The sequence below is a fragment of the Acinetobacter sp. H1(2024) genome (assembly GCF_046557555.1).
GTDB classification, from domain to species: domain Bacteria; phylum Pseudomonadota; class Gammaproteobacteria; order Pseudomonadales; family Moraxellaceae; genus Acinetobacter; species Acinetobacter seifertii.
On sequence record NZ_JBKGFO010000006.1, the window covers coordinates 55773 to 76418 of the forward strand.

Annotated in this window: 17 protein-coding genes and 1 pseudogene; 10 read left to right on the plus strand and 8 right to left on the minus strand. The window is 38.9% G+C overall.

Translation table 11 applies throughout. From position 1 onward, the window contains the following. Positions 1–3 precede the first annotated feature (3 nt). On the minus strand, positions 4–1389 hold the full coding sequence (locus ACLCEG_RS15325; protein WP_410568167.1) for an MFS transporter: 1386 nt from the start codon (positions 1387–1389) through the stop codon (positions 4–6). 172 nt (positions 1390–1561) lie between these two features. Beyond that, complete coding sequence (locus ACLCEG_RS15330; protein WP_000050876.1) at positions 1562–2506, minus strand: dihydrodipicolinate synthase family protein; 945 nt, start codon at positions 2504–2506, stop codon at positions 1562–1564. 187 nt (positions 2507–2693) lie between these two features. Between ACLCEG_RS15330 and ACLCEG_RS15335 the strand changes: the two genes are divergently transcribed. Beyond that, positions 2694–3584, plus strand: a complete 891-nt coding sequence (locus ACLCEG_RS15335; protein ID WP_068566408.1) for a LysR family transcriptional regulator — start codon at positions 2694–2696, stop codon at positions 3582–3584. Between the two features lie 13 nt (positions 3585–3597). Here ACLCEG_RS15335 and ACLCEG_RS15340 read toward each other — a convergent pair. After that, positions 3598–3786 (minus strand): annotated as a pseudogene (locus ACLCEG_RS15340) (hypothetical protein); the annotation flags it as partial. Between the two features lie 312 nt (positions 3787–4098). Here ACLCEG_RS15340 and ACLCEG_RS15345 point away from each other — a divergent pair. From ACLCEG_RS15345 to ACLCEG_RS15385, 9 genes are all read left to right on the plus strand, one after another. Then, entirely contained in the window at positions 4099–6399 is a 2301-nt protein-coding gene (locus ACLCEG_RS15345; RefSeq protein WP_410568170.1) for a type VI secretion system Vgr family protein, read from the plus strand. Beyond that, complete coding sequence (locus tag ACLCEG_RS15350; protein ID WP_410568172.1) at positions 6338–6730, plus strand: DUF2345 domain-containing protein; 393 nt, start codon at positions 6338–6340, stop codon at positions 6728–6730. The genes ACLCEG_RS15345 and ACLCEG_RS15350 overlap by 62 nt, the downstream gene beginning before the upstream one ends. After that, positions 6731–7636 (plus strand): DUF4123 domain-containing protein, encoded by a 906-nt coding sequence (locus ACLCEG_RS15355; RefSeq protein ID WP_410568174.1) that lies wholly within the window; start codon positions 6731–6733, stop codon positions 7634–7636. Between the two features lie 8 nt (positions 7637–7644). Next, positions 7645–8073 carry a hypothetical protein gene (locus ACLCEG_RS15360; protein WP_410568176.1) on the plus strand — a complete coding sequence of 143 codons (429 nt, stop codon included), beginning with the start codon at positions 7645–7647 and terminating at the stop codon, positions 8071–8073. 14 nt (positions 8074–8087) lie between these two features. Next, positions 8088–8510 carry a hypothetical protein gene (locus tag ACLCEG_RS15365; protein WP_410568178.1) on the plus strand — a complete coding sequence of 141 codons (423 nt, stop codon included), beginning with the start codon at positions 8088–8090 and terminating at the stop codon, positions 8508–8510. Positions 8511–8691: 181 nt separating this feature from the next. Continuing rightward, positions 8692–9123: a hypothetical protein gene (locus tag ACLCEG_RS15370; RefSeq protein ID WP_410568180.1), complete on the plus strand. Its 432-nt coding sequence runs from the start codon at positions 8692–8694 to the stop codon at positions 9121–9123. Positions 9124–9139: 16 nt separating this feature from the next. After that, the gene (locus tag ACLCEG_RS15375) at positions 9140–10831 is read left to right on the plus strand and encodes a T6SS phospholipase effector Tle1-like catalytic domain-containing protein (protein ID WP_410568182.1); all 1692 of its coding nucleotides are present in this window, start codon (positions 9140–9142) and stop codon (positions 10829–10831) included. 191 nt (positions 10832–11022) lie between these two features. After that, a complete protein-coding gene (locus ACLCEG_RS15380; protein WP_410568184.1) occupies positions 11023–11730 on the plus strand; it encodes a YoaK family protein in 708 nt (235 codons plus the stop codon). A gap of 147 nt (positions 11731–11877) precedes the next feature. Continuing rightward, positions 11878–13791 carry an esterase/lipase family protein gene (locus ACLCEG_RS15385; RefSeq protein WP_410568186.1) on the plus strand — a complete coding sequence of 638 codons (1914 nt, stop codon included), beginning with the start codon at positions 11878–11880 and terminating at the stop codon, positions 13789–13791. A gap of 50 nt (positions 13792–13841) precedes the next feature. On the opposite strand, the gene ACLCEG_RS15390 is transcribed toward ACLCEG_RS15385, so the two are convergent. The 5 genes from ACLCEG_RS15390 to betA all read right to left on the minus strand — a co-directional run bounded on the left by ACLCEG_RS15390 (position 13842) and on the right by betA (position 20645). Then, positions 13842–15176 carry a basic amino acid/polyamine antiporter gene (locus ACLCEG_RS15390; RefSeq protein WP_019456936.1) on the minus strand — a complete coding sequence of 445 codons (1335 nt, stop codon included), beginning with the start codon at positions 15174–15176 and terminating at the stop codon, positions 13842–13844. Between the two features lie 5 nt (positions 15177–15181). Beyond that, positions 15182–16060, minus strand: a complete 879-nt coding sequence (locus tag ACLCEG_RS15395) for a homocysteine S-methyltransferase family protein (protein ID WP_004703215.1) — start codon at positions 16058–16060, stop codon at positions 15182–15184. Positions 16061–16276: 216 nt separating this feature from the next. Beyond that, positions 16277–16747 carry a hypothetical protein gene (locus tag ACLCEG_RS15400; protein WP_410568189.1) on the minus strand — a complete coding sequence of 157 codons (471 nt, stop codon included), beginning with the start codon at positions 16745–16747 and terminating at the stop codon, positions 16277–16279. An 88-nt stretch (positions 16748–16835) separates the two neighbouring features. Next, positions 16836–18476: a malate dehydrogenase (quinone) gene (mqo, locus tag ACLCEG_RS15405; protein ID WP_200002245.1), complete on the minus strand. Its 1641-nt coding sequence runs from the start codon at positions 18474–18476 to the stop codon at positions 16836–16838. Between the two features lie 510 nt (positions 18477–18986). Then, a complete protein-coding gene (gene betA / locus ACLCEG_RS15410; RefSeq protein ID WP_077165676.1) occupies positions 18987–20645 on the minus strand; it encodes a choline dehydrogenase in 1659 nt (552 codons plus the stop codon). Between the last annotated feature and the right edge of the window lies 1 nt (position 20646).

The window sequence follows — 20646 nt, forward strand, 5'->3', positions numbered from 1 at the left end:
GAATTAAGGAGAGAGTTTTTCGAGCACTTGGCCTTTGGTTTCAATAGCAAACAAGAAGGTCACTAGACCACCAATGAGCGCCACAACGGCAAGCACACTAAACACATATTGAATGCCGTAACCACCAACCACGAGGCCCACCATAACAGGCCCAATTGCAGAGCCGGCACGTAACCATGCGGTACTAAAACCAATGCCCATCGCACGTAGGCGAGTTGGGTAAAGTTCTGCAGCGTAAAGGTATAAAGAGAAGGAAATGGTTTGCAAAATGGCATAACTCAGTGTTGCTAAAATCACTACTTCCATCGCCGATTTTGCACCTAAAATCGAGAGGCTCATGAGTGGAATAATCGCCAAGAAAAACGCTGCACTGTACCAAGGACGGCGGCCGACTTTATCAATCATTAAGGCACAGATAATAGATGCAATCACACCCACACCCGAGGTAATCCAGCCATAACCTAAACTGGTTTGCAGCGACAAGCCAAAGTGTTGTTTGTAGAGAGATGGCAGCCAAGTCACCATGGCATTGTTCACCATATACACGCAAAACCACATGCCCCACAGGGTAAAGGTTCGTTTGCGGTAAATGCCACGGAACAGCTCGCGCCAGTCGGTTTTTGCCATGCCTTGCGGGTTAATTTCTTTAACCACAGGTTCAGGCAAAGTTTTACTGCTTTTGATGGCACCGTCTTCAAAGCTTTTAACCACTTGATCGGCTTCTTTAAAACGGCCTTTGGAACCAAGCCAGCGTGGTGACTCAGGCAAGAAAAACCGTAAAGGAATGACCAAGATTGAGGGGATTAAACCCACAATAAACATGACTTTCCAGCCGTAAATTGGCATCAGGAAAAATGCCGCCATGCCTGCAAACATAAGACCGAGTGGGAATAAAACTTCATAGAGCAAGAAAAACTTACCGCGCTTTTCTGCACCAATAAACTCATTAATATAGGCACTCGCAACGGGCACTTCACCGCCTGTTCCAACACCTTGTAAGAAACGGAAAATTAACAGCGACATTCCGCTCCAAGCAAAAAGACAAGAAATGTCCATTGCCACAAACAGTAAAATGGTAAAAGACAGCACTTTTAAACGACCGACTTTTTCGGCAAGAGAACCAAAAAAGATCGCACCGACCAGTTGCCCAACATAGCCCGCAGCAATGATCGCGCCGACATAGGCAGGCGTCAGGTGCCATTCGGTTATGAGTTGGGGTAAAGCAAAGGCAATCGCAAGAACAGTATAAGCGTCAAAAAAGGTCGCGATACCAATGGTAATTCGCATAAATTGCAATCGTCCGGTGACGGGTAGTCGTTCGAGTCTTGCAATAATTTCCGCATTTTTTTGATGATGACTAATTTGTTCTACATCCGCTAGATTTGTCATCTTATATCTCCTTATCACTACATTCCTCGTAGTTTTGTTGTTCTATTTCGCACTACCTGTTCACCACAGTTTGCATGCTTTTTATTATTGTTTTTAAGAGACATGCCCGATGTTTGGCCTCAGGCAGCGTACAGGAAAAAAAGGCTAGCGTATATGCTAGCCCGAATGGAATTTAAGCAACGGCTTGGGTTAAATCGACCTTGCCAATTCCGGCTTGACGCATCGCATCATGAATTTCTTGCTCAGCACCATCTGCAAGTGGAAGCAGTGGCGAACGCACAGTGGCATGGTCCAAAATTCCGCGAGCAACCAGTGCATGTTTCAGCGCGACCGTGCCTTCCATGTGAGAACCACGGTGATAAACATTGCGAGTCACTGGTAATAATTGATCGTGAATCGCACGAGCTTTAGCGTAATCTTTAGCTTTACCTGCTTTAATCATTTCAATTAACAGTTCAGGAGCAATGTTGCCATAGCCAACCAAAGCGCCGTCTACATCAAACATGGTGTGAAGCAAATATTCATCGTGGCATGTCAACACCTGTAAGTCTGGACGTTCACGGCGAATAATCGGGATTTCGACATCCCAGCGACGCATATTACGCACACCATTTTTCATGGCAAATACACCTGGCTGTGCAGAAATATCAAGTAGAGTGTCTAGGTCGTAAGTGGCCTTCGTTGCATCTGGATATTGGAATAAAATAGATGGCAAACCACTTTCTTCATAAATCGCTTTATAGCGGTCTTGCGGTGCGCCTTTTTGATAGCCGAAACGCAACCAGCCGTGTGAAGGGTAAATCAAACCTGCCGAAGCACCCGCGCTGACTGCGCGTTTTGCTTCTTCTGCTGCAACCGAAGTACCTTCGAGTGTAATCCCTGCGATTACCGGAATTTTGTCATCTACAGATTTAACAAAGCTTTCGATGACCTGCATTTGTTCTTTTTGCGACAAGAATGTTCCTTCACCTGCATGCCCAAGAACAACCAAGCCTTTCACACCATCAATACTGCCTAACCATGAACCTAAACGTTGAATTGCATTATGGTCTACTTGTCCGTCACGGGTAAAAGGAGTCACAGGTGCTGGGGTTAATCCACGTAAATCTAAACTCATAATCGTACTTCCTATACAGTGTAATTAAATATTCTCTGGTTCTTAATCTGACTTAAATCGTGTTGTAGAGAACATGATTGGAGTATAGAAATAGGTGAGCTATGTAGGAATTACCAATTCTTGAATTTCAGTTATACTGAAAATGTATGGCTCAAAATGTTGCCTATTTACGATTTAGGAAGAATCGATGAATTATGAATTATGGAAAATATTTTTAGACGCGGTGGAACTCGGTAGCTTAAGTAAAGTCGCGATGCTGCATAATACTAACCAACCGCAAATCAGTCGGCAAATGAACGAGCTTGAAGCGCAATGTGGTGGACGTTTGTTTAACCGAACTGGCCGCGGCGTAGAACTCACCGATTTAGGCCAGCATTTACTTCCTAAAATTCGTTCATGGCTGAACGTGACCGACCAACTCAATAACGAAATTTTGCACTCGACCGATACCCCGATTGGTACGGTTCGTATTGCCAGTTTGCCGTCTACTGCGCATCCGTTGTTATCGACTCTCTATAAAGTGCTTCAAGAGAAATATCCTTTAATTAAACTGTCGGTGCGTGAGGGGCAAGGGGTGCATTTAGAAAAATGGCTGGAAGATGGCAGCGTCGATTTAGCCATTCTCTATCGGTTTAATCCGACACCTAAACAAGGCGATGTTTACCTTACCGAAGCCGATACTTACTTGGTCGGCTGTGAAGGAGATGCGCTCACTCAGGCCAATGAAGTCGACTTTAAAAAAGTAAGTGAGTTACCTCTGGTCACGTTTTGTAGACCAAGTAACTGGCGCAATTTTTTAGACCACATGGCTTATGAAAATGGGGTAGAGCTGAACATTGTTTTTGAGGCTGACTCGATTAGTCTACAAACCCATTTGGTTTCCGAATCTCGCATGTATACCATGTTGGGGCCGCAAGCATTAAAGAAGGCCAGCCAATACACCTCAATTCAAGCCGCAAAAATTATTAACCCTGCCCTCAAGCGCTATATTTCTTTGTCTATTTCTAAACATGGCTATTTAACGCCTGCGTGTAAGGCGGTGATGGAAGAAATTAGGAATTTAGCCGATTTGCTTTAATCAAATCGTAACTTTATGACTGGCACTTTTGCATCGTTCGAAGCATGGTTTTTACAAAATCATGCGGCAATTCTGGGCTTTGTAGACTTAACTTTCTAAGCTTATGCATGAGTTTTGGGGAATATTGGCGTTCTAAACGGTGATAAATACACAAACAGGTCGCGCGACTATGTCCAGCGGCTACGCATTTTGAGTAAAAGTCACAGTTTCATCATAGTCGGAGCGGTTTTAGAGGCCAAATCGATTTGACGATAAAAGCATTTATGTTTTTGAAATGAATATTATTAAATAAAATTTTAATAATTTTTTATTTTTAATTAATAATAAAAATATTGCAGGATATTTATTCAATCAAGTGAAATAATTTATTTAAGATAACTTTTTAATACAAAAATATTATTATATTTATATTGTTGATTTTATTTTAATTTATTAAAAATAAGCATGTTTGCTTATTTGATGATTTTGTATCTGTTTGTTAATATAAGTAAGTTAATTTGTGGTTAAAATAACAATGTTAAATAATGTTTTTGATTTCTTAGATAAAATTGGTTTTGCTTCACAAAAACGGGCACTACATATTTATTTTGCCAATCCAGAAATAAATAGTCAGGTTTTTTTACAACGTATTGATGGTTTTCATGCAATTAATGAAGGTCTCTCTGCGGAGCTGATTTGTTTATCAACAAATCCTTATATTTCTTTAAAACAATTTATTGGTTGTCAGGTTGCAATAGAACAAGTAACAGATTCGGGTAAATTATTTAGAACGACAGGAATTATTACAGGGGCGAGTCAAGGGCAAAGTGATGGCGCTCTTTGCTTATATAAACTGACTATGCAAGATGCGACCAGTTTATGGCACAAACGACGTAATAGTCGGGTGTTTATGAACAAAAGTGCGGTAGAAATAATTGAGATTATTTTTAAAGAATGGCAAAACAAAAGCCCCTTATTTGCCGCAAGTTTACAAATAGATAGCACTGGCTTAACTAAGAATTATGATGTTCGACCTTTTTCTATGCAGTCAAATGAAAGTGATTATGCATATTTAACCCGTCTCATGCGCGAAGAGGGCATCAACTGGTTAATTGATGAATCAGAGACTATGGTCTTGAGCAATAGCCAGACGATTGAGCCTCAGAAGTTACGTCTTATTGATCATAATCATGAGTATAAAATCTTAGAGCGCCGAGCTATTCGCTATCATAGAAGCAATGCAACTGAACAAAATGACAGTATTACCAGTTTTATTGCACAAAGACAGTTGCAACCCACCGCAATCCATCTTCAACGTTGGCAAGCGGATAATTTAAGTCAAGAAGATGCAAGTGGCAGTGTTTTAAGTGCACATCAGCATAGTTCACAGCGTGACAATGAAAGTTTAAGTCTTGAACAAGCATGGACAATGTCACCTGCTTGGATTACGGACCTGAACGGAGAAGATCAGGCAACTACTTCAAGTAACAGTCAGATTGAAAAACTAAATAAGCAATTAAATCAATATCAAGCTTTACAGGCAAAATATTTTATTGCTCAAAGTAGTGTACGAGATGCTCAAGTTGGTTATTGGTTTCAGTTAAATGAACATCCTGAGCTTGAAAGAAATCATGAAATTTCTGATAAAGAGTTTTTGATTTTAAGTAAGCGGTTTTATAACCAAAATAACCTGCCTAAAGATATACGGGATCAAGTTGAGCAACTATTAAGTTTGAGCCATTGGCAAGTCAGCCATGATCGAGCGCAAGAACGACAAGCCAATGAACTCATGGTTGTACGCCGTTATATCGATATTGTTCCAGAGTTTGAGCCATTAATACATCGTCCCTCGGCCCATGTGCAACGAGCCAAAGTAGTGGGTTTAGATGGTGAAGAAATTCATGTAGATGAATGGGGACGTATCAAGGTTCGTTTTTTATTTACCCGTACCGATGATCACCAACATGATGGAGGTGCAGGAAGTAATGACAATGATACTGACTCGGCTTGGGTAGATGTATTAACGCCATGGGCAGGGGAAGGATACGGTGCCCGCTTTTTGCCAAGGGTGGGTGAGGTTGTTGTAATAGATTTTTTTGATGGAAATATTGACCGTCCATTTGTTACAGGGCGCATTCATGAAGGGCAACGGTCACCTACCAAATTTGATATTAAAGGTCAGCTACCCGATACAAAAAAGTTAAGTGGTATTCGCTCTAAAGAGGTCGGCGGGTCTGGATTTAACCAACTTCGTTTTGATGATACGACTGGACAAATTAGTACTCAACTCCACAGTAGTCATGGGGCGAGTCAGTTAAATTTAGGTAACTTAAGTCATCCTAAAGACAGCGCGACAAGTGAAGGAAGAGGTCAAGGGTTTGAATTAAGGTCTGATTTAGCTGGTGCGATTCGTAGTAAAGGACTATATGTTTCAACTTTCATTCAACCGGGTGCTCAAAAAACACAACTCGAAGCAAAAGAAGCCATTGAAAATCTTTCCGATGGTTTAGAGCGTATGAAAGCTTTATCTGAATATGCAGGTAAGCAGCAAGCTGAGGCAGCAGATATGCTTCAAAATGTTGAGATCTATATCAAAAAAATAGAATCTCAATGGAAAGACCTAAAAGCCATGAAAGATGCACTCATACTTTTAGCTGCTCCTGAAAGTATTGGTTTAACATCAGGAAAAGATATCCATATTCAAGCATCTGAAAGCATTACGCTTGGTAGTGGAAAATCTATTAATACAAGTACAGATGAAAGTCTGATTTTAAATGCGAAGAAAAAAAGTAAGCTTATTTGCAGGACAAGAAGATTTAAAAATTTATGCTGCTAAAGGTAAGTTTGATATTCAGGCTCAAGATAATGTACTAGATGCATCTGCAAGATTAGATATCAAAATTACTTCATCAGAAGGAAAAGTTGAAATCAATAGTCCTAAAGAAATTGTCTTAAGGGCTAAAGAGAGTGCATTAAGAATTGATGCATCAGGTGTAACAGTAATTACTCCGCAAAAATTTACAGCCAAGGCGGGTCAACACCTTTTTACAACTGGGGCAAGTGAAGCACCGTCCTTACCGATTTTTCCAAATAACGTGTGTTGGGAATGTTTGGCGAGACGAGCAGCACAAAAAGGTGCATTTGTAAACAAAGGGGATGGTCGATAAATGGCTGCTAAATTACCGCTTCAGACATTTTTTAAAACATTCCAGCAACACTCTTTAGCAGAAGTTGGATTAAACGTTTTTGCACTTGCAGATGCTGCACAAGATAATAGTTTCTTAAAGAAATTTGAGCATCTACGTCAAAAATGCCTTTTGTTAGAAGCGAGTGGTGAGCAAGCAAAAGCGGTGTCTCCTCATTTACTTCAACTCCCTCAAGATTTTTCATCACAAGAATGGCAATGGATACAACAAAATATTGCAGGCACGCCTCGCATGACAATTATAGTAAGCCCTTTGTCCTTCAATTATTTGTTTGAACACCTACGAAAATTTTTAGAAGTAAAATTTGAAGGTGGACTCGAAATGTTTTTGGCATTTTGGGACCCTGTAATCTTGGCTACCTTGGTTGGCCATAAAGAAAATAAAACTTTGTATGTCGAAGGACCTGTATTCAATGCTCAGCAGATTAAAGACTTACTTACTCCTATTCAAAGTTGGTGGTATTGGGATAGGTTAGGAAAACTTCAAGTAATTTGGGGAATAAACGAACGGGTTGAACAATTACCTTATGTGCAAGTTCCTTTACATTTTACTGTTGAACAAGAAGAAATGATGGTTGAGGCAACTTTCCCTGATAATCTTATTTATTATTTAAAACTCAATAATGAATTTCTTATTAGTGATATGACAGATAATGAATTATATCAATTTGTTATTAAATCTATTCCTGAGGCTAGAGCGTATAACTTATTTGGTACACGAGATATTTTAAATTTTATTTGTTTAAAATTGATTTATAAAGAAAACTTTTTAACAGATAAAGGGTTAAATCAAAAACTAGAACGCTTAAAAGATAAAAAAATATCTATGGATGAAGTGATGGTCCAACTTGTAGCAAATGCGAGCTAATAAATTTTATGATGAATAAAATGCAACGGTCGAATAGATTATTACTAATATTTGGTTTGATATTCAGTCTTGTAGGCTGTGTTAGCCTTGGTTCAAATGCGACTTATTATATGGGTACAACATCCTTTCAATATTTTACTTCTTACCATGCTTATATGACTGAGATAAATGGTGAGGGAATTGGAGGAGGATTTGGTGGAGGCATGAATACTTCTCCAGTTAAGATTGGTTCACAAGTCATTACATGGGGAGAAACAAATAGTAAAAAAAAGCATGTGGCAAAGAATCAAGTTATTCTTACGAAAGAGCAGTTAAAAGGGAAAAAATACTTAGCAGTACATATTTATCCTGATGAAACCGTAGAAATAACGATTTCAAATAACTGGCCTATGCCTACAGAAAAAGGTCTTAGCTTATTAGGCCAATTAAGACAGTAAAGAGAATAAACACTATGATTTTAAATAAAATATTACTATTGCCTATGAGCTTGATGTTAAGTATGGCTGGTTGCGCTAGTTTTGGTCCAAATGCAACTTATTATATGGCGACAACATCTTTTAAATATGATCCTCGATATACAGATTATATGATGGAAGTAAATGGATCTGAAATTGGTGGGGGATTTGGTAAAGCAATATCTACTAACCCAATTAAAGTGGGAGAGCAAATCATTACATGGAAAGATTCAAATACGGGTGAAAAACATACTGCTAAAAATCAGGTGATTATTACGAAAGAGCAGTTAAAAGCTAAAAAGTATTTAGCAGCTCATATTTACCCTGATGATACAGTTGAGATAACGACTTCTAACAATTGGCCTGACCCAACAGAAAAAGGGATGAAGTGGAGAGAAAAAATAAAAAGTGAGGAATAATAGATATTATTTGGATAATTTACCTAAAGTGAATGTAAATATTTATACATGAACGAGATAGCTATTATATGAATATGATTTTAGTAATGTAGTTAAGGTAATTATTATAAGTTCTTAAATTTATAAAAATCATAAGTTTTTATAAATTTGATAATTGAGTTGTAGAGTGAGGTTTAGTGAAATGAGTTTAAAGAAAATATTGTTATTACCAATAAGTTTAATGTTGAGTGCAGCTGGTTGTGCAGGTATTGGTCCAAATGCGAGTTATTATATGGCAACAACATCTTTTAATTATGATCCAAGTTATACAAGTTACATGGTGGAGTTGAATGGTTCTGAAATAGGTGGTGGATTTGGAGGTGGAACAAATACCTCTAGTGTAAAGATAGGGCCACAGATAGTTACATGGGGCGAGACGAATAGTAAAAGAAAGCATGTAGCGAAGAACCAAGTTCTTCTTACAAAAGAACAATTGAAAGGGAAAAAATATTTAGCAGTACATATTTATCCGGATGATACGGTTGAAATATCAACTTCAAATGATTGGCCTGAACCTATTCAAAAGGGATTAGATTGGCGAACTGAAATCTGGAAGAAGATTCATAATAAATAAAAAGGCATACAGATAAATGATTAGTGATAATTTACAACGTGTCGTTAATTTAAATAATGATATTTCAAATGATCAGCCATCCTCTAAGCAAGATTGTCATGATGTCGTGAATATTTCAGTATTTTTTGATGGTACTGGAAATAATGAGGATGCTGATAAAAAAGAAAAAAAATGGTCCAATCCTGCTCGATTATGGCGTAATGCTCAAACATTAAGAGACAAGGAAATGGCCGATAAAAACACGAAAATATCGCCCAATTACGCTATTTATATTTCTGGTGTTGGAACCAGATTTAATGCTGAGTTAAATATCTTTCAAAGAGCGATTTCTAGCTTTCAGGATCACTATAGTCTGTTAGGTATGGGCGTTGGTTTAGGTGGTGCAAGACGACTAGATTATGGTGAAGACCAGTTAAATGATGCCTTAAAACAAATCTTGACTTTTAATGCACAAAAGCTAGAAAAAGACGTTAAAAAATATGTAGGTGAAAAAAAGAATTATAGCTTTGCAGAAGTCGACAAAAACTTAAAAGATCATAGACTCATTAAGAAAATTAATATTTCTGTATTTGGTTTTTCGCGTGGTGCTGCACTTGCCCGTGCATTTACAAATCAATTTATAGGGCAGTGTGAATCAAACTGCGATGGGCTTACCTATGGACAAGGCAAATATCCAATTGAATTTAAGTTTTTAGGAATTTTCGATACGGTCGCTTCATTTGGTTTGCCTGCTACAAATTTAAGCAATAGCTTACCTTTTTTAGAACGTGATTTAGTGGTAGATGAGCGAGTTCAAAACTGTTCACATTATATCGCTGGTAATGAGGTTCGTTTTGCTTTCCCAGTAGATGTTATTCATAAAGACAATAAGTTAGCAAACAGTAACTGGAAAGAGGTGGTATATCCGGGGGTACATTCTGACGTGGGTGGTGGTTATGAACCAGGGGGTCAGGGAGTAAATGACAATTTTGCCCGAATTCCGTTAAAACATATGCTAGATGATGCCTTACAAGCAGGTGTCAAAATGTATAGTTATGATGAATTGAAAAAAGGACATTCCGAGGTTTTTGAACAGTTTGAAATTCAACCAGATTCTCAAAAATATTATGATGCTGTAAAAGCAGCTACGCCGAGTCAAGGAAGTGTTCAAGAGCAGATTAAAGGGTGTATGAAACTTTACTACAGTGCATATGGTACCATTGCCCGTGCTGGAAATGAGCTTTCTGTGAGTCAGCGTGTACGTCAGGAAAATAAATTCCGTGAATACATACCAGTTGGCCCATCCGATATGGCAACTGAAATGCAAAGATTGAAGAAACTAAAAGAAGCAACTGCTTCTAAGAAAGATGGTTTTAATATTTTTAGAGTTTTTTCACCTGTCTCAACTGCATATGAATATATGATTAGTATCGAAGATTGGCAATTTGAGAGTTGGAATAAAGATGTCAATGATGATATTAAAAAATTCTATTTAAATTATGTTCATGACTCTAAGTATGGTTTTTTAAGTAACGTAGAACCATTTAGTTATTTCCGTCAAAGAAGGGTCTATGAATCACGTCGTAGTGCCAGTGGAGAAGAGCGGGATAAAAAAGCTGCCGAACAGAAAGTAACTTGTAGTGCCCCTAAACAAGAGATACCGCAAACCCAGTTTATTAATGCTTATAAACAAGCTCAACAGACAGATAATTTTTTAAATGCATCTTAGTGATGCATTTAAAATACCTTAGCTTTTAAAATAAAAAGTCCAATACATTGTATCTTGTTTAAATACACTCTGACTTAAAATGAACAGCTAGGTTTTTACATAAAGATCTGTTGTTATTAAAGATCGAAATTTATATTAAATTTCTGACAAAAAATTTCTAATTAAAAAACCAATATTTGATAGGAAGTGTAATGCCAGAGACCTCAATTCAACAAGAGACACAAAGTACATGGGCACTATGTCGAGATCCTGTTTTACTGACTATGGTAGGCGGGGCAATTGATACCATTGGCTTTATTGCGTTATTTGGTTTTTTTACCGCCCATGTAACGGGTAACTTGGTGCTGGCAGGAGCGGCTTTGGTGAAGGGTGGTGCAGGTGTCTGGATTAAACTTGCGGCTATTCCATTGTTTATTGTGACGGTGGTGATTACCAAACTTTTAATTGACCGTAGTCAGGCTAAACATAAAACACTGTCTTATTTATTTTTGTTTGAAGCTATTTTTCTCTTTGCTTTTATGGCTGCTGGGCTTTACTTTGAGCCATTTAAAAATGCCGATGCGATTACGGTTGCAATCACGGGTGGCCTCGGTTTAATTGCTTTGGCGATTCGTAATACTTCAAGTAAAACCCTCATTAAAAATATTAGCCCAAGTACCATGATGACAGGCAACACCACCCAGCTTGGGATTGATATTGCCAACTTACTTAAAAATAATAATGAGGCCAATCGGGCAAGTTTATTGAAAAGTGCCAGTATTGTGATTGGCTTTGTGATTGGTGCTTTTATGGGGGCTGTGCTTTATGTCTATTTTGACTTTTGGAGTGTAGCGCCGTTTATTTTACCTATCCTTTATTTTTCTTATTTGGCTTCACAGCAGAAGTTTAAACAAGCTTAAACAAAGCTATTGAAAGAGCCTGAATTTAAAAAATTCGGGCTTTTATTTTTTTAGTAAAGCACCATTGAAGCTGAGCTGAAATTGTTCGTTCACAGCTTTACAGGCATAATGAGGAATGGGGAAATACATTCGATAAAGGAATGCACAATGACAAAATCCGGCCATTATTTAGTGCTTGCAATAATGGGACTGCTCAGCGGTTGTCAGGTCATTCATTTAAAAGAAAGTAACTTAAGCAGCGCTTTAAAAAGTAAAAATGAAAGCATTTTGACCGACAATACTTTAAGTCATCAAACCCAAAACTTACTGTATTTGGTCAAAGAAAATGAAAAGTCTTGTCTGCAAAATTTTGATGATTGTTTAAAGAAAATTCAGGGGCTGTCTGAAAATAGCAGCCGAGAAGAGCGTTATGCCGCACTGAGTGAAATTTACTTGGCAAAAGCTTTAGATGTGGGACGTAGTAGCCAGTGTAATGTGGGTAGTAAAAATAATCGTTGTGTCGAGCAAGAGTTAGCACTGTTTGATAAAAGCTTGCGTTATAGCTATGTTTATTTGTTTGACTCTGAGGAGTCGCCGTTCGATCGGGTATTTGACCATCGGCAAAATCAGGTGCGTATTTTTTATAACGTGGCTTTGTCAAAGCTCATGACCACGTATTTTAATCATTTAAATACGCTTCATTTTCCACCTTTACTAAAAGCAGATGGGCATGAGTACCAAGTCAACTTTGATCATGCAGTAGATGTACAAAACATTGAAGTCGATACCTTTCGCTCTAGCTATAACATGAACTTTTCAGGGTTTAATACTGTCAACCGTAAGGATGGTTTAGGTGCCGAGTTTATCGTGGGGCGTAAGGAGCATGATGTAAATCATGGTTTCATTTTAGACCCCGATGCTTTTTACGCTCACCAGAGCAATCCGAACATACATTTACCACGCTTCTTTCCAGTGACTGCCATTGCCTACCCAAAACAAAAGGCCACAGCCGATCAAGTCATTGCTGGGGCAGATTTGGAAATTTCCATGTTTGACCCTTATCGGCAGGACCGTGTAAAAGTTGAAGGTGTGGACTATCCGCTCACTGCAAACTATTCGGCGCCTTATGGATTGTGGCTGTCGAAATATAATTTAGGGGCAGCGGGTTATTGGTCTTTAATTAATAAAGAAGCCAATTTAATCATGCCGCATTTATATATGCTGGAACCTTTTAACCCCAATAAAAAAATTATTGTGTTTGTTCATGGTTTAGCGAGTAGCCCAGAAGCATGGGTAAGTCTAACCAATGACATTATGGGCGATGCTGAATTAAGAAAAAACTATCAAGTTTGGCAAGTGTTTTATTCAACCAATATGCCGATTTTTGAAAGTCGTTTTCAGATTTATTCATTGCTGAATCAGGCTTTTCAAAATGTTGCCAAAGACAGCTATGCTGCACATGATGCAGTGTTGGTTGGGCATAGTATGGGCGGCGTGATCAGTCGTTTATTGGTAAGTGATGCTGATATTTCAGAGCAAGCCATGCAAAAAATGAATGAAGCACAGCTAAATCGGTTAAAGGAAAATCCTGTTATTCGAGAGCGTTTTCAGTTCAAGACTTTGCCGTATTTTAAGCGGGTTGTTTTTGTTTCGGCGCCGCATCATGGTACAGACTATGCTGATCGATGGTTTACCCAAATTGCTCGCCGTGTCATTCGTTTGCCTGCTGACTTTTTTATTGCGGTCGAAATGAGAGATGAGAAAAATACAAAACTCAGAAAAGGTTTAATTGAAAACGGAGCGAGTAATTTAAGTCGCTCTTCTAGCTTTATGCAACTTACGCAAGCCATTCAGCCATCGTCCGACGTGGTCTATCACTCGATTATGGGTAATATAAATGGTACGACGGATAAGTTAAAAAGCAGTGATGGGATTGTACCGTATCAAAGTTCACATTTGGGTGGGGAGCAGTCCGAGCTGATTATTAAAGGTGGGCATTCAATACAAACCTCACCAGAGGCAATTTTAGAATTACGTCGTATTTTAAGGTTGCATTTAAAGCAGTCGCAGCTTTCAAAATAGAATTTTTTTAGAAAACCACTGCTGAAATAGCTCAACAGTGGTTGAAATGATTAATTAAGCTGATTTTGTTTGAGCGATTTTTTATGCTCAAAGTAGCTGATTGAAAAAATAACTAAGCCAACCAAATACAACACGCCAGACAACAGCAGCAAGTCTAAACCTGCCGCGTAGAGCAGCCAAAGTGCATAGATTGAAGCGACACTTGCAATCGCAATATGCGGCGTGCGTTTATGGCGAATCGATTCTTTAAGATAAAAAGCCGACACCAGAAAATAAGGCAGCAAAATCATCACTGATGAAATCAATAAAAGCTGAGTGTAGTTTTTATTGAAAAAATACACTGCAATGAGGGAGCCTTGTACCACAATAGTAGTGAGCCAAAGTGATGAAATCGGTACATTGTTCTGATTATTCTTTAAAAATAATTTCGGGAATGCACCATTTTTTGCGGCTAAAAATGGAATTTCGGTCGCAAATAACGTCCAGCTTAAATAAGAAGATGAAACTGAAATAATCAGCCCGATGGTAATAATGATGGTACCCGGTAAGCCGATCAATTGCTGCAAAATGGTCGCCATTGATGGGTTATGCATGCCTGCAAGGGCTTCACGACTTGCCACACCATAAGCCAGTACTGTCACCATGACGTAAAAACTTAACGCCAGTAACACACCTAAAATCGTCGCTTTACCAATGTCATTACGGTTCTTTGCACGCGATGATAAAACCACAGCACCTTCAATACCCGTAAATACCCAAAGGGTAATGAGCATCAGATCTTTCACTTGCTGCCAAAGTGGAACTTTTAAAGAGAAGTCATTTAAGTTGAGTTTGAATAAATCAAACTTAAAGGCAATAAACGTAAAGAAGATGAAAACCACCATTGGAATAATTTTGGCAATGGTCGCCAGCAAATTTACAACAGCGGCTTCTTTAATACCTCGGCTCACTAACCAATGCACCAGCCATACAAAAATGCTTGAACCAATCAGAGAGTAGAGCGTGTTACCTTCACCAAAAATAATATGGTCTTTGCTGTCGGTAAACATGCCAACGCCTGAAAAGGCAATGACCACATAGCCGACAATACCAATGGTGGTACATAACCAATAACCCCACGCCGAGCAAAACCCGATGAGATCTCCAAATCCTTCCCGTGCATAGTTATAAATACCGCCGTCTAGATCTGGTCGTTGACGGGTTAAATGCAACAATGACAGGGCTAAGAAAATAATGCCGACCCCAGTAATGAGCCATGCAACAAGAAGGGCAGAGCCGTTGGCAACTTGAGCCATATTTTGGGGAAGGCTAAATACACCAGACCCCACCATAGAGCTAAATACCAGCGCTGTAAGAGACAACAATCCGATTTTGGCAGCAGACATGGTATTTATTCTTTAAAAAATTGAGAAAGTTCAGCAATGTGTTCTGGTCCAATACCACAGCAACCACCAACCAGACTTGCACCTGCTTGCTGCCACTGTTTAGCAAAACCAAGATAAGCTGGAGCATCTAAGTCTTTACGAATTTCATCTAAGCCATCATTGGCTGTAGCACTATCATCTTGCGGTGGGAAAGCGTTGGCATAGGCGCCAATTTGTACAGACTCAGGAATGAGTCCTTTAATTTCATTAATCGCTTGCAAGATCACTTCAGGTTGGCAGCAGTTAAACAATACTGCTTTGGCATTGGATTGTTTGATGAAATCAGCCACTTGCTGCATGTTTTCGCCTGAACGAAGTAACGCTTGTTCTTGTTTAATTTCATCTTGCAGCGTAAATGACACCCAATAGTCCTTACCATCTTGTGGTAACAAGGCATGCACTGTTTCAACTTCTTTTAAGCAAGACTGGGTTTCAGCGAGCCAGAAATCTACTTCTGGTGCCAATGTGTTAATGATAGGCTCAGCTAGGTTTTTAGCCTGTTCTGGTTGGAACAAGTCGGCGCGGTAAGAACCAAATAACGGTGGTAAGCAGCCTGCAATTTTGACATTTTTGCCGCTTTCTTTAACTGCATTTTTCGCTTGTTCGATGGCAACTTTAATTAAACGCACGCCGTCAGTTTCAAAGCGTTCTTGCCCAATGTGAAATGGTACAACTGCGTAGTTGTTAGTTGTGATGACTTCTGCACCAGCATTAATAAAGTCTAGGTGAACTTCTTTTACTGTTTCTGGTGCTTCAATAAGTGCTAAAGCAGACCACTCTGGTTGACGAAATGGAGCGCCACGACGAGCCAATTCACGGCCTAAACCGCCATCTAAAATTTTCATAGAATTACAACATAAAGGGAGAAAAATAATTCAGGTAATCTAACGCGTAGGTGAATTCTATTCAATCACTAATATGCTCGATATATTTCAAAAAAAATGAGATGGTTATGAAAATTTTTTCTTAAAAGGAATTCTGTAGATGATGTTCAGTTTTACTGATGAATTTCACGTGAAAATGAGCGTGTATTGGTTTGCAAACATAGAATGAAAACGATCTTACAAAGCGCCATATTGTTGCCAGCTTTCACCGGTATGCTGTGTTTTATAATAGGCTTGAAGTTGAGCAAGCTGTGTAAAATGTATACCTGACCACACCAATAAACTGATCACTATTAAAACCTTAAATACATTACGAAGTTTATTTAGGCGGGAAAAAGCCAGTAGAACAAAAAATAGTGCAGGTAAAAATATAAAGAACTGGAGAGGGGAGAAAAATAAATGAGTACTACTGAAATATAACGCGGCTGCACTTAGCAGCACATTTAAAACTGAACAGATTTTCTGGTACTTGCCGAGCTTAAACGTATAAGCAGTGATAATAAATAATACGGCTGAGCTGACGTAAATGGCTGTACCACCAATCATCCACATATAAAATCCGCTTAACAAAAGATAAGCCAGTAGCAAAACAAGTACGAGCTTAAAACAAAATGATAAGAGGCGAGGTGATGAGTTTAAAGGCGTCATAGCGAATCTATATCTCAACTGTGGTCTAAAAAACAAAAGGACAAATCGAAATTCATCCTTTTGATATTTTACTTATACATCCTCAAACTTAGTTTGCTTTTGCAACAGGGGCAGCAGCAGTTTCATCGTTTGCAGCTTTGAATGGAGATGTATAGTTCAAGCCAAGCGTAGAACTTGTGTACTGACGAACTTTGTCGAGTAACACTGGGTCTTTGCTCAAGTCTTGCTTATAAGAAACCACGATTTCATGAAGCTTTTGGTTCCACTTACCTTCAGTTTGCTGAGGGAAAGCTTTTTCAAGCAAGTTAAGCATGATGTATGGAGAAGTCGAAGCACCCGGAGACGCACCTAACAATGCAGTTACAGCGCCGTCTTTAGAAGCAAAGATTTCTGTACCGAATTGAAGTGTCGCAGGTTTACCCGGTTCTTTCTTGATGATCTGAACACGTTGACCACCTTGGCTTAAACGCCAGTCTTCAGCTTTCGCATCTGGGTAGTATTTACGAAGTTCATTTAGACGGTCTTGGTCTGACATCATCACTTGGCTCACCAAGTATTTAACAAGATCAAGGTTTTCCAAGCCAACAGTCGTCATTGGTAAAATGTTGTTTTTGTTGGTTGATGCAAGCAAATCAAGCTGTGAACCATTTTTCAGGAACTTGTTTGAATAGGTTGCAAATGGTCCAAACAATACATATTTTTTACCGTCGATATAACGTGTATCAATATGTGGTACAGACATTGGAGGCGCACCAAGTTCAGCACGACCATATACTTTTGCGGTATGTTGAGCAGTAATTGCTGGGTTATCAGTAATTAAGAACTCACCACCTACAGGGAAACCAGCATATTGTTTCGCTTCTGGTAAACCAGTAAGTTGCAATAATTTAACCGCTGCACCACCTGCACCGATAAACACGAAACGTGTTTTAACGTGATCTGTTTTACCAGTTTTCAAATCTTTGAAAGTTACAGTCCAAGTTTTGTCATCATTTTGGCTGATGCCAGAAACTTCAGTTGAAGTCTGTAATTTGAAATTTGGGTTTTGGCTTAAGTGTTTCACTAACTGATTCGTGATTGAACCGTAGTTAACGTCTGAACCAACTTCCATACGCGTCGCTGCAACTTTTTGAGTTGGGTCACGATCGTTCATCACTAAAGGTGCCCATTGCTTAATTACAGCTGGGTCTTCAGTAAATTTCATACCTTTGAACAACGGGCTTTGAATCATGGCAGCATAACGTTTTTCTAAGAACTGAACGTTATCGCCCCAAACGAAAGCAATGTGTGGAACAGGGTTAATGAATGATTTTGGTTCAGCTAAAACGCCTTGTTTTACCTGATATGACCAGAACTGTTTTGCTACTTCAAACTGAGAAGCAACTTTTTCAGCTTTGGCAATTTCCATCTTACCGTTTTTCTCTTCGGTATAGTTCATTTCCATAAAGCCAGAGTGGCCTGTTCCGGCATTGTTAAAGCCGTTTGAACTTTCTTGAGCAACTTGGTCAAGACGCTCATACATACGAATTTGCCAATTCGGTTCAAGCTCAGTGAAGTAAGTACCGAGAGTGGCACTCATGATGCCGCCGCCAACAAGAACGGCATCAACAACTGGCTCATCTTTTGCAGTTTGCACTTGTTTTGACGCAATCGGTCTAAACAAGAAAACAATACCTGCAATTAAAATAATAATGATTAATACCAGAAGGTATTTCAAAAACTTTTTCATGCAAGGGGAACCTTAAAATAAGTTATTTGAGTCACTTAAGGTGTGAGGAAACCTAGACAGCGTATCCAGACAAAACGGATATAAATGCGAAAGTAAAATTCTCCAAAACAGAGAACTTTAAAAAAAGAAAAATTACTTGGGATTATCGCAAACACTCTATATTTTAGACTAATTTTGCATTGACAAGACAATTTTTATAATAAATGGGTTCTATCAAAATCATAAATATGATTTATATTTAATCAAACTAAGCTTTTATAAGATTATTTTTTGCTGATATTTTTATATAAATATATGAAAATTATTAATTTAAATAATTATGGTTAAAATTAAATCACTTGATGGTAATTTGCATATAAAAATAGATTAATTTTTATTTCATGCCATATTTGTGTAAATGTTTAGCTTATAGCCGCTTATTTTTTGTCATACATAGTTCTTATTAATGTTTGTGCAGTACCTATTAAATTAAGGGCATATTTCTGTATAAGAAATATGCCCTTAACGGTTTTATGACGCGACATAGAACGGTGCAGTTGAACGTGGTAATGCTTCACGTCCACGAATTTGGTCTGCAATTTTCTCGGCAATCATAATAGTGGTTGCATTTAAGTTACCAGTAATAATCAATGGCATAATTGAGGCATCAACTACACGTAAACCATTCATACCGTGTACACGGCCTTGACCATCTACAACAGCCATCTCATCTTCGCCCATCTTACAGCTACAAGACGGGTGGTAAGCTGTTTCCGCATGGTTACGAACAAAGTCATCAAGCTCTGCATCACTTTGCAAATGTTTACCCGGACTAATTTCTTCACCACGATATGGATCAAGCGCAGGTTGCTGCATGATTTCACGTGTAATACGAATTGCATCGCGGAACTCACGCCAGTCTTGTTCAGTCGACATGTAGTTAAACAAGATACTTGGATGTTCAAACGGATCTTTCGATTTAAGTTTGATACGACCACGTGAAGGCGAGCGCATTGAACCGACGTGTGCTTGGAAACCGTGTTCTTTTACTGCATTACTACCGTTGTAGTTAATAGCTACTGGCAAGAAATGGTACTGAATGTTTGGCCACTTGAACTCATCGGAACTACGGATAAATCCACCCGCTTCAAACTGGTTACTTGCGCCAATACCTGTACCATTAAATAACCACTCAGCACCAATGGCAGGTTGGTTATACCATTTTAAAGCAGGGTATAAAGAAACAGGTTGCTTACATTTATACTGTAAGTACATTTCCAAGTGGTCTTGCAAGTTTTCACCTACACCTGGCAAATCATGAACCACATCAATATCCATTGATTTTAAGAAGGTACTTTGCCCCACACCCGAGCGCTGTAAAATTTGTGGTGATGCAATTGCACCTGCACAAAGTAATACTTCGCGTTTAACCAAGGCACGTTGCAAGTTGTTTTGATCAGCACCAATAATGTATTCAACACCAATCGCTTGTTTTTGATTAAACAAGATTTTATTGGTCGTCGCATGAGTCAAAATAGTCAGGTTTGGACGACCTTTTGCCATATCTAAATAACCACGTGCAGTACTTGAGCGACGGCCTTTAGGCGTAACTGTACGGTCCATTGGACCAAAGCCTTCTTGCTGGTAACCATTTAAGTCATCAGTACGTGGGTAACCTGCTTGTACGCCTGCTTCAACCATGGCATGGAACAGCACATTATTGCCATTTTTCGGGGTAGCAACGGATACAGGGCCGTTATCACCATGATAGTCATTGCCACCAATGTCACGAGTTTCGGCTTTTTTGTAGTAAGGCAAACAATCGGCATAAGTCCAGTTTTCAAGGCCTTTATGAGTTGCCCATTGCTCTAGATCCATTGCGTTACCGCGGATATAACACATGCCATTAATTAAAGATGAGCCACCTAAACCTTTACCACGACCACATTCCATACGGCGGTTATTCATGTGCGGTTCAGGGTCGGTTAAATAAGCCCAGTTATAGCGACGACCTTGAAGAGGGTAGGCCAAAGCTGCCGGCATTTGTGTACGGAAATCCAAGCGATAATCTGGGCCACCCGCTTCTAAGAGTAAAACGGTGGTATCTTTGTCTTCAGTCAGACGCGCAGCAAGTACATTTCCGGCAGATCCTGCGCCAATAATAATGTAATCATATTCTTTAATATTCATA

What these genes read in the sequence shown, in the direction of transcription:
- ACLCEG_RS15375 (WP_410568182.1), top strand. Translation starts at nt 9,140, where the DNA reads ATGATTAGTGATAATTTACAACGTGTCGTTAATTTAAATAATGATATT.
- ACLCEG_RS15400 (WP_410568189.1), bottom strand. Translation starts at nt 16,747, where the DNA reads ATGACGCCTTTAAACTCATCACCTCGCCTCTTATCATTTTGTTTTAAG.
- ACLCEG_RS15390 (WP_019456936.1), bottom strand. Translation starts at nt 15,176, where the DNA reads ATGTCTGCTGCCAAAATCGGATTGTTGTCTCTTACAGCGCTGGTATTT.
- ACLCEG_RS15325 (WP_410568167.1), bottom strand. Translation starts at nt 1,389, where the DNA reads ATGACAAATCTAGCGGATGTAGAACAAATTAGTCATCATCAAAAAAAT.
- ACLCEG_RS15350 (WP_410568172.1), top strand. Translation starts at nt 6,338, where the DNA reads ATGCGAAGAAAAAAAGTAAGCTTATTTGCAGGACAAGAAGATTTAAAA.
- ACLCEG_RS15365 (WP_410568178.1), top strand. Translation starts at nt 8,088, where the DNA reads ATGATTTTAAATAAAATATTACTATTGCCTATGAGCTTGATGTTAAGT.
- betA (WP_077165676.1), bottom strand. Translation starts at nt 20,645, where the DNA reads ATGAATATTAAAGAATATGATTACATTATTATTGGCGCAGGATCTGCC.
- ACLCEG_RS15335 (WP_068566408.1), top strand. Translation starts at nt 2,694, where the DNA reads ATGAATTATGAATTATGGAAAATATTTTTAGACGCGGTGGAACTCGGT.
- mqo (WP_200002245.1), bottom strand. Translation starts at nt 18,476, where the DNA reads ATGAAAAAGTTTTTGAAATACCTTCTGGTATTAATCATTATTATTTTA.
- ACLCEG_RS15330 (WP_000050876.1), bottom strand. Translation starts at nt 2,506, where the DNA reads ATGAGTTTAGATTTACGTGGATTAACCCCAGCACCTGTGACTCCTTTT.
- ACLCEG_RS15385 (WP_410568186.1), top strand. Translation starts at nt 11,878, where the DNA reads ATGACAAAATCCGGCCATTATTTAGTGCTTGCAATAATGGGACTGCTC.
- ACLCEG_RS15395 (WP_004703215.1), bottom strand. Translation starts at nt 16,060, where the DNA reads ATGAAAATTTTAGATGGCGGTTTAGGCCGTGAATTGGCTCGTCGTGGC.
- ACLCEG_RS15360 (WP_410568176.1), top strand. Translation starts at nt 7,645, where the DNA reads ATGATGAATAAAATGCAACGGTCGAATAGATTATTACTAATATTTGGT.
- ACLCEG_RS15370 (WP_410568180.1), top strand. Translation starts at nt 8,692, where the DNA reads ATGAGTTTAAAGAAAATATTGTTATTACCAATAAGTTTAATGTTGAGT.
- ACLCEG_RS15345 (WP_410568170.1), top strand. Translation starts at nt 4,099, where the DNA reads ATGTTAAATAATGTTTTTGATTTCTTAGATAAAATTGGTTTTGCTTCA.
- ACLCEG_RS15355 (WP_410568174.1), top strand. Translation starts at nt 6,731, where the DNA reads ATGGCTGCTAAATTACCGCTTCAGACATTTTTTAAAACATTCCAGCAA.
- ACLCEG_RS15380 (WP_410568184.1), top strand. Translation starts at nt 11,023, where the DNA reads ATGCCAGAGACCTCAATTCAACAAGAGACACAAAGTACATGGGCACTA.